The organism is Streptomyces sp. NPDC056231 (assembly GCF_048270745.1).
Lineage (GTDB): Bacteria > Actinomycetota > Actinomycetes > Streptomycetales > Streptomycetaceae > Streptomyces.
In genome coordinates this window covers 18522-30565 of record NZ_JBLVKW010000087.1, presented here as the reverse complement: position 1 = coordinate 30565, position 12044 = coordinate 18522, and the positions used below count along the sequence as shown (strand labels likewise).

10 protein-coding genes, 1 tRNA gene and 1 pseudogene are annotated in these 12044 nt (G+C 70.0%); 6 read left to right on the top strand and 6 right to left on the bottom strand.

The features are described from left to right. A pseudogene (locus ACNPQM_RS37485) lies at positions 1 to 167 on the top strand (polysaccharide deacetylase family protein); the annotation flags it as partial. 32 nt (positions 168 to 199) lie between these two features. On the opposite strand, the gene ACNPQM_RS37480 reads toward ACNPQM_RS37485, so the two are convergent. Then, a complete protein-coding gene (locus tag ACNPQM_RS37480) occupies positions 200 to 1837 on the bottom strand; it encodes a beta-N-acetylhexosaminidase (RefSeq protein WP_418087453.1) in 1638 nt (545 codons plus the stop codon). A gap of 299 nt (positions 1838 to 2136) precedes the next feature. Between ACNPQM_RS37480 and ACNPQM_RS37475 the strand changes: the two genes are divergently transcribed. Together ACNPQM_RS37475 and glmS are read left to right on the top strand one after the other, a co-directional pair. Continuing rightward, positions 2137 to 2412 (top strand): hypothetical protein, encoded by a 276-nt coding sequence (locus ACNPQM_RS37475; RefSeq protein ID WP_358860728.1) that lies wholly within the window; start codon positions 2137 to 2139, stop codon positions 2410 to 2412. Positions 2413 to 2455: 43 nt separating this feature from the next. Then, positions 2456 to 4285, top strand: coding sequence for a glutamine--fructose-6-phosphate transaminase (isomerizing) (gene glmS / locus ACNPQM_RS37470; protein WP_418087452.1), 1830 nt, complete (start codon positions 2456 to 2458; stop codon positions 4283 to 4285). A gap of 110 nt (positions 4286 to 4395) precedes the next feature. Here glmS and ACNPQM_RS37465 read toward each other — a convergent pair whose 3' ends face one another. Beyond that, positions 4396 to 4968: an acetate uptake transporter gene (locus ACNPQM_RS37465; RefSeq protein WP_358860729.1), complete on the bottom strand. Its 573-nt coding sequence runs from the start codon at positions 4966 to 4968 to the stop codon at positions 4396 to 4398. Positions 4969 to 5170: 202 nt separating this feature from the next. After that, on the bottom strand, positions 5171 to 5692 hold the full coding sequence (locus ACNPQM_RS37460; protein WP_358862478.1) for a universal stress protein: 522 nt from the start codon (positions 5690 to 5692) through the stop codon (positions 5171 to 5173). Positions 5693 to 6694: 1002 nt separating this feature from the next. Between ACNPQM_RS37460 and ACNPQM_RS37455 the strand changes: the two genes are divergently transcribed. The 3 genes from ACNPQM_RS37455 to ACNPQM_RS37445 all read left to right on the top strand — a co-directional run bounded on the left by ACNPQM_RS37455 (position 6695) and on the right by ACNPQM_RS37445 (position 8741). Beyond that, positions 6695 to 7930, top strand: coding sequence for a helix-turn-helix domain-containing protein (locus ACNPQM_RS37455; RefSeq protein WP_358862476.1), 1236 nt, complete (start codon positions 6695 to 6697; stop codon positions 7928 to 7930). Positions 7931 to 7940: 10 nt separating this feature from the next. Next, a complete protein-coding gene (orn, locus tag ACNPQM_RS37450; protein WP_358862475.1) occupies positions 7941 to 8543 on the top strand; it encodes an oligoribonuclease in 603 nt (200 codons plus the stop codon). Positions 8544 to 8668: 125 nt separating this feature from the next. Next, positions 8669 to 8741: transfer RNA gene (locus tag ACNPQM_RS37445), tRNA-His, on the top strand. Between the two features lie 128 nt (positions 8742 to 8869). Here the strand turns inward: ACNPQM_RS37445 and ACNPQM_RS37440 are convergent. From ACNPQM_RS37440 to ACNPQM_RS37430, 3 genes are all read right to left on the bottom strand, one after another. Then, positions 8870 to 9088 carry a hypothetical protein gene (locus tag ACNPQM_RS37440; RefSeq protein ID WP_418087451.1) on the bottom strand — a complete coding sequence of 73 codons (219 nt, stop codon included), beginning with the start codon at positions 9086 to 9088 and terminating at the stop codon, positions 8870 to 8872. Between the two features lie 50 nt (positions 9089 to 9138). Then, positions 9139 to 10170 carry a LacI family DNA-binding transcriptional regulator gene (locus ACNPQM_RS37435; protein WP_418087450.1) on the bottom strand — a complete coding sequence of 344 codons (1032 nt, stop codon included), beginning with the start codon at positions 10168 to 10170 and terminating at the stop codon, positions 9139 to 9141. A gap of 252 nt (positions 10171 to 10422) precedes the next feature. Next, a complete protein-coding gene (locus ACNPQM_RS37430) occupies positions 10423 to 11883 on the bottom strand; it encodes a GH1 family beta-glucosidase (RefSeq protein WP_418087449.1) in 1461 nt (486 codons plus the stop codon). Positions 11884 to 12044 lie beyond the last annotated feature (161 nt).

Here is a 12044-nt window from a genome sequence, read left to right as displayed (position 1 = left end):
CGTCCCGGCTCCGCCCGCACACCCGCCGTCAGCCGTGGATCCTCACGTACCACTCGGTGACGGACCCCAGCGACGATCCTTACGGCATCACGGTCTCCCCCGAGCGGCTCGACGAGCAGCTGTCCTGGCTGCGCAGCCGGCGGCTGACGGGGGTGGGCGTGTCGGAGGGGACAGAGCGTCAGCAGGACGCCCGGTCACCTCACTGCTCAGGCCACGGCACCTGCGCCGACCTGTAGTAGTCGATCCCCAGCGCCGAGAACCTCGGCCCCTGCGCCGCGAGGCGCACCTTGTAGGCGTCCCAGTCATGCGTGGACGCCGGCGACCAGCCCAGCTCCGCAACGCCCGGCAGCCGCGGGAACGCCATCTGCTCGACCTCGTCGCTGTTCGTCACCGTCTCCGACCAGATCGGCGCCTCGACCCCGAGGATCGAGTCCTCCGGGGCGCCTTCGAGGTACGTCGCCGGGTTCCAGTCGTACGAACGCTGCACCTCGACATAGCCGGCCCAGGCCAGGCCCAGCTTGGTTTCCTTGTTGTATTTCATGTCGAGGTACGTGCGGTCGGCAGGAGACAGCACCAGCTGCGTGCCGTTCTTCGCGGCGTCCGCCACCTGCTTGCGCTCGGCGGCGCCCGTCCGGTCGTAACCCCAGTACTGGGCGACCGCGCCCGCGACGGGCGTGGCCCCGGTCAGCTGATGCCAGCCGACCACGGTCTTGCCGTAGGTGCCGACGATGGCCTGTGCCCTGTTCATGAACGTCACGTAGTCGTCGTGGCTGGTGGAGTGCGCCTCGTCGCCGCCGATGTGGAGGTACTTGCCCGGCGTCAGCGCGGCCAGCTCACGGACCACGTCGTCCACGAACGTGTACGTGATCGCCTTCGGCACGCACAGCGAGCTGAAACCGACGCTCGTGCCGGTGTAGAGCGGCGGTGCGACCCCGTTGCAGTTCAGCTCGGCGTACGAGGCGAGGGCCGCATTGGTGTGGCCCGGCAGGTCGATCTCCGGGACGACCTCCAGGTAGCGGGAGGAGGCGTACCGGACGATCTCCTTGTAGTCGCTCTTGGTGTAGTAGCCGCCGACTCCCCCGCCGACCTCGGTCTGCCCGCCGTACGTGGCCAGCCGCGGCCAGGAGTCGATGGCGATGCGCCAGCCCTGGTCGTCGGAGAGATGCAGATGGAGCTTGTTCATCTTGTAGAGGGCGAGCTGGTCGATGTAGCGCTTGACCTCGGTGACGGAGAAGAAGTGCCGGGAGACATCGAGCATCGCACTGCGGTACGCGTAGCGCGGCGCGTCCGTGACCGTGCCGCCCGCGACCTGCCACGGCCCCTCCTGGAGGCTGTTCTTCTCCACGTCCGCCGGGAGCAGCTGCCGGAGCGTCTGGACGCCGTGGAAGAGGCCCGCCGGGCCGCGCGCGGTGATGGTGACGGATCCGTGGCTCGACTTCAGCGTGTAGCCCTCCGCGCCCAGCTCGCTGTCGTCGGAGCCGAGCCGGAGCCGGATGCCGTCACCGCCGCCGCGGTCGGTGACCGGCAGGGCGTACCCGGTGGAGGGGCGCAGCACGCGCGCCAGGTAGTTGCCGATCCTCCGGGCCTCGCCGGAGTCGTCGTCGACGCGGATCTTCGTTCCCGCGGTGATGGTGTACGGGGACCCGCCCGCCTTCACCTCCGCGGGGGCGGGCACGATCTGCCCGAGCGGGCGGGGCGCGGCGGCGGGGGCCTGGCCGCTGTGCGCTGCGGCATCTCCCGGAGCCGCGCCGACACTGGAGATTCCGGCCGCAGTGACGAGCAGCAGCGAGCCGAGCAGACGGGGAAGTGCGGTGCGCTGTTTCCTGTGCAGTCTCACAAGCCGGTCCCTTTCGACGGGTTCACACCTGTGGATCTCCTGAGCAACGAACCATCACCATGCGTATCGTGCGCCTCACGCGTGGTCAAGGTGTAGACCACTTCCCCTTTCTGCGTCCGCCGGAATCGCGGCATGCGAGGAGCCGGGTGAGATCGCCGTCCGCGCCGAAGCGCCTCCGAGCGACTCCCGGGCGGTTCTGACCCCGACCCGGGCGCGAAGGAGAGCGTGATCACGCTCACCCCTGCCCGATATCGGGCAGAATTGTTGCGTTGAGGCTCCATTCACCGCAATATCGACGAGTGCCTGAACGCCGCTCGTCGCACGACGACCTCATCGATCACCTGGTGCGCTCCACCACGCTCCAGCGCGGCGAAGCCGCCCGGGTGATCCTCGACGTGCTGGCGTACTTCGACGAGACGACCGACGACTTCGTCCGCCGCCGCCACCGCGAACTGCAGTCCGGCGGCCTGGTGAACACGGAGATCTTCGAACGCATCTCGGCCGAGCTGCCGCACCGGGCGGTCGCACCGCCGGAGCTCTCGCTCCGCCAGCTGCGCCGCATCGTCTACGGCTGAGCGCCAGGCACCGCAACGACATCGATGGAGGGGCAGAGACTCTATGTGCGGAATCGTCGGATACATCGGGAAGCGTGATGTGGCACCGCTGCTGCTGGAGGGGCTGCAGCGGCTGGAGTACCGGGGGTACGACTCCGCGGGCATCGTCATCACCGGCAAGGCAGCGGCCGGAAAGCCCGCCACGCTGAAGATGGTCAAGGCGAAGGGCCGGGTCCGCGAGCTGGAGGCCCGCGTCCCCAAGCGTTTCACCGGCACCACCGGCATCGCCCACACCCGCTGGGCCACCCACGGCGCCCCGAGCGACGAGAACGCCCACCCGCACCTGGACGCCGAGAACAAGGTCGCCGTCGTCCACAACGGCATCATCGACAACGCCTCCGAGCTCCGTGCGAAGCTCGTCGCCGACGGCATCGTCTTCCTCTCCGAGACCGACACCGAGGTGCTGGTCCACCTGATCGCCCGTGCGCAGGCGGACACCCTGGAGGAGAAGGTCCGCGAGGCGCTTCGCTCGGTCGAGGGCACGTACGGCATCGCCGTCATGCACGCCGACTTCAACGACCGCATCGTCGTCGCGCGCAACGGCTCCCCGGTCGTCCTCGGCATCGGCGAGAAGGAGATGTTCGTCGCCTCCGACGTCGCCGCGCTGGTCGCCCACACCCGTCAGGTCGTCACCCTCGACGACGGCGAGATGGCCACCCTCAAGGCCGACGACTTCCGTACGTACACGACGGAGGGCTCGTCCACGACGGCCACGCCGACCACCGTGGAGTGGGAGGCCGAGTCGTACGACATGGGCGGCCACGACACGTACATGCACAAGGAGATCTCCGAGCAGGCCGACGCCGTCGACCGGGTGCTGCGCGGCCGCATCGACGACCGGTTCTCCACCGTGCACCTGGGCGGTCTCAACCTGGACGCCCGTGAGGCGCGCGGGGTCCGCCGGATCAAGATCCTGGGCTGCGGCACCTCGTACCACGCGGGCCAGATCGGCGCCCAGCTCATCGAGGAGCTGGCCCGCATCCCCGCGGACGCCGAGCCCGCCTCCGAGTTCCGCTACCGCAACCCGGTCGTCGACCCCGACACCCTGTACGTCGCGGTCTCCCAGTCCGGTGAGACCTACGACGTGCTGGCCGCCGTCCAGGAGCTCAAGCGCAAGGGCGCACGGGTCCTCGGTGTGGTCAACGTGGTCGGCTCGGCGATCGCCCGGGAGGCCGACGGCGGTACGTACGTCCACGCCGGCCCCGAGGTCTGCGTCGTCTCCACCAAGTGCTTCACCAACACGGTGGTCGCGTTCGCGCTGCTCGCCCTGCACCTGGGCCGCATCCGCGACCTGTCGGTCGCCGACGGCAAGCGGATCATCGAGGGGCTGCGCAAGCTGCCCGCGCAGATCGCCGAGATCCTCGAGAACGAGGACGAGATCAAGAAGCTGGCCGCGGAGTACGCGGACGCCAAGTCGATGATGTTCATCGGCCGGGTGCGCGGCTACCCCGTCGCCCGTGAGGCCTCGCTGAAGCTCAAGGAGGTCTCGTACATCCACGCCGAGGCCTACCCGGCGTCCGAGCTGAAGCACGGCCCGCTGGCCCTGATCGAGCCCGCGATGCCGACCGTCGCGATCGTACCGGACGACGACCTGCTGGAGAAGAACCGCGCCGCGATGGAGGAGATCAAGGCCCGCAGCGGCCGGATCCTCGCCGTCGCTCACCAGGTCCAGGAGAAGGCCGACCACACCATCGTGGTGCCGAAGAACGAGAACGAGCTGGACCCGATCCTGATGGGCATCCCGCTCCAGCTCTTCGCGTACCACACGGCGCTGGCCATGGGCCGCGACATCGACAAGCCGCGGAACCTCGCGAAGTCCGTCACCGTCGAGTAGCCCCCGCCACCCGTACGGCAGAAGAGCGGCCCCGCACCACGTCACGAAAGGTGCGGGGCCGCTCTCCCGTTGGCCGGTGCCGCCCCAGGTCGCACCGGCCGGTGACTGCCTCAGCCGGCGGCCGTCACACCCCGGCCGGCAGCACGCCCCGGCAGCGCCGTCGGCCACTTGGCCAGCGCCGCCGTCGCTCCGTACCAGGCGGCGAGACCGGCCACCGCGGCCAGCCAGCCGCCGACCTTGCCGAGCCCGTCACTGCCGGCGAACTGCCCGACGCCCAGGAGCAGAAGCCCCAGGAAGAGCAGTGCGTACGTCCCTTGCGCGAGCAGACCGCCGCCGGCCGCCCCGAGGGTGAGACTCAGCGCGAACAGCGCCCAGAGCAGCAGGAACAGCCCCGCCGCATGACCGGAGACATGGGCATCGGCACCGGTGCCCCAGGTGAACCAGAAGGCGCCGAGCCCGACGAAGGACGTGCCGGTGAAGGCGCTGCCGCCGCGGAACTCCAGCAGTCCGGCGACGAACAGGGCGATACCGCCGACATACAGTGCGAGCGAGACGGCGTCGGCCGCCGTCACCCCGTCGATGACCCGGGTGTGACCGATACCGAACGCCAACAGGGTGAGTCCCAGGGCGAGATGGCCGAGGGTGGAGGTGCTGCTGCTTCCCGCAGAGACGTCATTGTCCACGGCGGGCTCCCTTCAAAGGCAGTGGTGCTGTTTCCCAGTGACCCTTATGTACCCTTCACAAGCGCACAATTCACCTTTACGGGCGAGTAGATTGCCTGTTTTCGAGGGCGAGTTGACGCCACGTCGGCCATCGAGCCAGGACGCCCCCCGCGTCAGGAAGAAAGAGGCCAGGGACTGTCCGTAACCCCTGGTGGATCAGCCCTCAGGGAATGACCACGACCGGGCGCTGGGCGCGCCGCGCCAGCCGCCCCGCCACCGAGCCGAAGATCCGGCCGACGATGCCGTGCGTGGAGCCGACGACGATCGCGTCGGCCGAGTACTCCCGGCCGACCTCCTCCAGCTCGTGACAGATGTCGCCGCCTCGCTCGACGAGCACCCACGGCACCTCGGAGAGGTAGTCCGCACAAGCGAGCTCCAGACCGAGGACCTCGGTGCGGTGATCGGGCACATCGACGAAGACGGGCGGCTCGCAGCCTGCCCAGACCGTGGTCGGAAGCCGATTGGCGACATGGACGATGATCAGACCGGAACCTGATCTTCGGGCCATCCCGATGGCATAGGCGAGGGCTCGCTCACTGGACGTGGAGCCGTCGAAGCCGACCACGACCCCATGCCGGAAGGCGGGATCGCAGGAGTGACGTGGTTCTTCGACCGCCAGGGGGTCCGACGATGGGTCGGCTACCTGCTTGCGGTCCGCGGGTTCGGGGATTTCGTGACCGGCCATCGGTGTCTCGGCGAAGAGAGTCCTCGTGGGGAGAGCGGCTTGGGGAAGGTGTATCAGCGGGCAGTGTTGTGGTGTCCGGGAATCATCTTCCCAACCCCTTACCCCCAAGGGTACGGCGCCACTCCTCCACTGCCCAGACCCCCGCAAAGCGCGTGCGACGTTCCACGGAGCATGCCCGAGGCAGCCGCAGATGGCAATGCCGGCTGCGCGGTACACCGGGGCCGGCGCCGGGCGACCGGCCGCGGCGGCCACCCGACGGCAACCGCGTCACACCACAGAGTCACCACCCGCGGGATGCCCACCGCTCGCATCACCGCGCCGCCCCGGGGCGCGGCGCCGCACCCGCACCCGCCCCGACCGACCGCGCCCGTCACCACCGCCGCCCGGTCCGCGACCGGCGTGGTCCGCCGGGCGAGGTTCAGACGCCCGCCCGAACCGGCCGCCCTCGTGGCGCACCGCACATCCGTGGCGATGCCGGAGCCCTCGCTCCCGGTCCCGTAGGGCGCCACCACCGCCGGCCGCATCCTGCTCCGCCGGTCCGAACGCGCGGCCGCCCACCGGACCGAGGGGCGCACAGGAGCAGTCGCACGGAGGGGGTCGCGCGCCGGTCGAACGACCGAATCCGGCACACCCAACCGTATGTTTTCAGCCAACTTCTCACCCCTGTCGATTCCTTGGTGAATTGGCCGATCAACCCCCTTGCCACCAGGCAAGAAGAGACCACGCGGTACGCTTCCACCCGATAGGGACGGGCCACGAACGGGAGGCGCACTTCCCTGCACGGCCCGGGGGTGGAACGCTTCGTGATCGAATGCTTCCCGCCAAGCGGCCATGTCGACATAGCGCCGGTTGGTCAACTTGTCACGACGGCACCACGAAACGCAGTAGATTCGATCTTGGGTGCCGAAGACTGGGGACTCGTGCAAGACCGAGGGGAAATGTGCAGGAGCGACAGGCCCGTAAGGACCAGGAAGACGCGAACACCGAGGGGGGCTTAGCGTCATGAGCCAGGACTCCGCCGCCGCAACGGAGGCTGTACGAAAGCTCGGCGGACGACGACGTCGCGAAGTCGTCGCCGTCCTGCTGTTCAGCGGCGGCCCCATCTTCGAGAGCTCCATCCCGCTCTCCGTCTTCGGGATCGACCGCCAGGACGCGGGCGTTCCGCGCTACCGACTTCTCGTCTGCGGCGGGGAGGAGGGGCCGCTGCGCACCACCGGCGGCCTCGAACTCACCGCGCCCTACGGGCTGGAGGCGATCAGCAGGGCAGGCACCGTCGTGGTGCCCGCCTGGCGTTCGATCACCTCGCCACCGCCCACCGAGGCGCTGGACGCGCTGCGCCGCGCCCATGAGGAAGGGGCCCGCATCGTCGGGCTGTGCACCGGCGCGTTCGTGCTCGCCGCCGCGGGGCTGCTGGACGGCCGTCCCGCTACCACGCACTGGATGTACGCGCCGACGCTGGCCAAGCGCTACCCGTCGGTCCACGTCGATCCGCGCGAGCTGTTCGTCGACGACGGCGATGTGCTCACCTCCGCCGGGACAGCGGCAGGAATCGATCTCTGTCTGCACATAGTCCGCACGGACCACGGAACCGAGGCCGCCGGGGCACTGGCCCGGCGGCTCGTCGTGCCCCCGCGGCGCAGTGGCGGTCAGGAGCGCTACCTCGACAGGTCTTTACCCGAAGAGATCGGCTCCGACCCGCTCGCCGAGGTCGTGGCCTGGGCGCTGGAGCACCTCCACGAGCAGTTCGACGTGGAGACGCTCGCCGCGCGCGCCTACATGAGCAGGCGGACCTTCGACCGGAGGTTCCGTTCGCTGACCGGCAGCGCACCGCTCCAGTGGCTGATCACCCAGCGCGTGCTGCAGGCGCAGCGGCTGCTGGAGACGTCCGACTACTCGGTCGACGAGGTCGCGGGCCGCTGCGGCTTCCGCTCGCCGGTCGCGTTGCGCGGACACTTCCGGCGCCAGCTGGGCTCCTCCCCCGCCGCGTACCGGGCCGCGTACCGGGCTCGCCGTCCGCAGGGCGGACCCATGGAACCGGTGGCGACGGCGATCGAGACGGTCGTGCCCGCACAGGGCACGTCCGCGAGCCGGAGGTCCGGCCTGCCGGCGACCCCGTCGGGCCCTCCGGCCGCAGCCGTCACGGCGCCCGGGCCGGAGCAGCCGGAGCACGGGAAGCCGGGCTCCGACGCATACGCCAGCGGGCGCCCGACCCTGCCGGGGCAGCGCAGCGCCCCGTAGGGTGGGACGTATGAACGATCGCATGGTGTGGATCGACTGCGAGATGACCGGGCTCTCGTTGACGGAAGACGCACTCATCGAGGTGGCCGCACTGGTCACCGACTCGGAGTTGAACGTGCTCGGCGAAGGGGTGGACATCGTGATCCGCCCGCCGGACAGGGCCCTGGAGACGATGCCCGAGGTGGTGCGGCAGATGCACACCGCTTCGGGCCTCCTCGATGAGCTGGCCGACGGCACCACGCTCGTCGACGCCGAGGCCCAGGTGCTGGCCTATGTGCGCGAGCACGTGAAGGAGCCGGGCAAGGCGCCGCTCTGCGGGAACTCGGTCAGTACCGACCGGGGATTCCTGGCCCGGGACATGGCGGCCCTGGAGACCTACCTGCACTACCGGATCGTCGATGTGTCCTCGGTCAAGGAGCTGGCCCGCCGCTGGTACCCGAGGGCGTACTTCAACAGTCCGGAGAAGAACGGCAACCACCGGGCGCTCGCGGACATCCGTGACTCCATCACGGAGCTGCGGTACTACCGGGAGGCGATCTTCGTACCGCAGCCCGGGCCGGACTCGGAGCAGGCCAAAGCCATCGCGACACGCCTGACGGCGCCGCCGTCGTAGGACCTCGGGAAGCCGCTGGTCACGGGCGATTCAAGGTCCGGGATCAGCGGCTGAACAACGAGGGCGCGAGCACCCCCTCGGACCCTGTACACTTTTTCTCGGCTGGTCAGAAAAGACCGGACACGGTGGGTATAGCTCAGATGGTAGAGCACCTGGTTGTGGTCCAGGATGTCGCGGGTTCGAGTCCCGTTACTCACCCTGAATGAAGAAGGCCTGACCTGTGAAAACAGGTCAGGCCTTCTTCGTGTCCAGGAACTTGGGAACATCGCGGGAACACCGCTGTCGTTCCTGCGCCGTGTCGTCCCCGCACGGCGAGCATCACGGAGTCACGGCTCCGTCACACCGACGCCGCCGGACGCGAGCGGCACCGTCTGTGAAGCCGCGACCACAGCGCACCCCACCGCGGTCAGCACCAGATGGCCTGCGATGAGCCGGTGCCGGTCGCGCACGTCCCCCAGCGGAACGCGTGCGACCAGCCCGACCGGACAGCCGCTCCGGCCGACAGCGACGAGCCGCCCCAGGCCGCCCGGCGCGAGCCCCCTCACCGGGGGGCCTGGTGACGGTCGTCACTCCGGCATCCGTCCGGCGGCGGGCGTCACGACGAGTCGCGGACGATCAGCTCGGTGGGAAGCACGATCTGCGGGCGTTCCAGTTCCTCGCCCGCGATCTCCTGGAGCAGCAGCCGGGTCATCTCCCGGCCCATCTCCTCGATCGGCTGACGCACGCTGGTGAGCGCGGGGTCCATGTGGCGGGCAACGGCCGAGTCGTCGAAGCCGACGAGCGCCACATCGTCCGGGATACGCCGGCCCGCCTCTCGGAGCACCTGACGGGCGCCCGCGGCCATCACGTCGGAGGCGGCGAAGACCGCGTCGACATCGGGCCGGCGGGCCAGCAGGTCGCGCATGGCGCGGGCGCCGCCCTCCTCGGTGAAGTCGGCGGGGGCGATCAGCCGCTCGTCCGGGTCGAGACCGGCCGAGGCGACGGCCTCGCGGTAGCCATCGAGGCGCCGCTGCGCACCGTACACATCAAGGTGTCCGGTGATCGTGGCAATGGACCGGCGGCCCCGGGAGATCAGATGGTCGACGGCGCTGCGGGCACCCTCGAAGTTGTCCGAGTCGACCGCGGCGAGCGGTTCCGAGGCTGATCTGCGGCCGCTCATCACGGCCGGCATCCCGAGCTGCTCCAGCAGATCGGGCAGCGGGTCGTCGGCGTGCACGGAGACCAGCAGCACACCGTCGACGCGGTGCGCGGTCAGATACTGGGCCAGCCGCCGGCGCTCGCGGTCGCTGCCCGCCAGGGTGAGCAGCAGCTGCATGTCGGTGTCGGCGAGGGCCGCGCCGACACCCCGCACGATGTCGGAGAAGTACGGCTCGGCGAAGAAGCGGCTCTCCGACTCGGGCACGACGAGGGCGATGGCGTCCATGCGGTTCCCGGCCAGGGCGCGGGCCGCGCGATTGGGCACGTAACCCAGCTCGGCGACCGCAGCCTCCACCGCCTCACGGGTGTGCGCGCTGACCCGCGGTGAACCATTGATGACCCGCGAGGCGGTGCCGCGCCCCACGCCCGCTCGTGCCGCGACTTCTTCGAGCGTGGGCCGCCCACCGCTCCGTACTCGCGCTACCGTCATGGCCGCCTCCCGTTTCGCGGTCAATTTCTCACAGTCGGATAACCGAACCAAGTCCCGATGTGGGATCCCTCGACACCCCGCCGGGCCGGCCGCCCGCACCGCAGCATCCTTTTGGGAGCGCTCCCACTCTATGCGCGCGGTCAAGGACCTCGCAGCGTGGAGGGCCCGGAGACGCAACTGCCGGAGGGAAACGGCTGAGACCCGGCACAGGGCCGGGTCTCAGGGATCCTCTATTGCCAGGAGGGGCACTGGTCAGGGCGCGTCGACCGGGGGAAGCGCGTGGCGGCGGATCACCTCCGCGTACCAGTGAGCGCTGGCCTTGGGGATCCTGCGCTGGGACGCGTAGTCCACGTACACCGCACCGAACCGCTTGGAGTATCCGTACGCCCACTCGAAGTTGTCCATCAGCGACCACAGGAAGTAGCCGCGGACGTCCGCACCGTCGGCGACGGCACGCCGCACGGCGTCGAGATGGCCACGCAGATATTCGATCCGCTCGGGGTCCTCGACCCGGCCCTCAGGAGAGACGTAGTCGTCGAAGGCCGCGCCGTTCTCGGTGACCATCAGCGGCAGCCCGGGGTGGTCACGGGCGACGTCCATCAGCAGGTTGTACAGGCCGTCGGGGTCGATCGACCAGTTCATCGCGGTCCGCGGCTTCCCCTCGGGGAGGTGGAAGGCGACATGTTCGGAGCCGGGCCACGGGGAGTAGTCGCTGGCGCCGTGGCCGTCGTTGCGCGAGTCGCCGGCGCCCTCGGCAGGCGTGGAAACCAGCGTCGGCGTGTAGTAGTTGACGCCCAGGACGTCGACGGGGCGGGAGATCGCGGCCAGGTCCCCGTCGTGGACCAACTGCGACCAGTCGACGAGGTGAGCGGTGTCGGCGATCAGATCCTCGGGGTACTCGCCGCGCAGCATCGGCCCGGTGAACACCCGGTTGCCCACCGCGTCGATCCGACGGGCGGCGTCCACGTCGGCCGCGCTGTCGGTCAGCGGGCGGACCTGGTGGAGATTGAGGGTGACCGAGGTCTGCGCGCCGGCGGGAAGTCGACCACGCAGCACCTCGATCGCCCGGCCGTGGGCGAGGTTGAGGTGGTGGGCCGCCCGCAGCGCGGACACGGCCTCGGTGCGGCCGGGAGCGTGCACACCGGAGCCGTAACCGAGGAAGGCCGAGCACCACGGCTCGTTGAACGTGGTCCACATGCCGACGCGGTCACCGAGGGCGCCGGCCATGATGGCGGCGTAGTCGGTGAAACGCTCGGCGGTCACCCGCTGCGGCCAGCCGCCCGCGTCCTCCAGCTCCTGGGGAAGGTCCCAGTGGTAGAGCGTCGCGACGGGAGTGATGCCGGCTTCGAGCAGCTCGTCGACGAGCCTGCGGTAGAAGTCCAGGCCGCGCTCGACGGCGGGGCCCCGGCCGGTGGGCTGCACCCGGGACCAGGAGATGGAGAAACGGTAGGCCTTCAGCCCCAGTTGCTTCATCAGCTGCACGTCGTCGCGGTAGCGGTGGTAGTGGTCGGCGGCGATGTCACCGGTGTCACCGTTGCGGACCTTGCCCGGTGTGCGGCTGAAGGTGTCCCAGATGGAAGGGGTGCGGCCGCCCTCGGCGGCGGCACCCTCGACCTGGTAGGCGGCGGTGGCCGCCCCCCAGACGAAACCGGCAGGGAAGTCCGTTGCCTCGGATGCCCGCTGCGGGGCGATGTCGGGTCGTACGGCGGTCATGCGGGAGCGCTCCCAAGAATGGACGAACAGAATCGGGGAAGGAGAGGGACTCCGGGTCCCGTGGGGGGGGGGGGGGGGGGGCCGCCCCCCCGGGCGGCCCGGGCAGGTTGGGTGGGGGGAAGAGAACACAGGGACGGCCCCCGCCAAAAAACCCCGGGAGA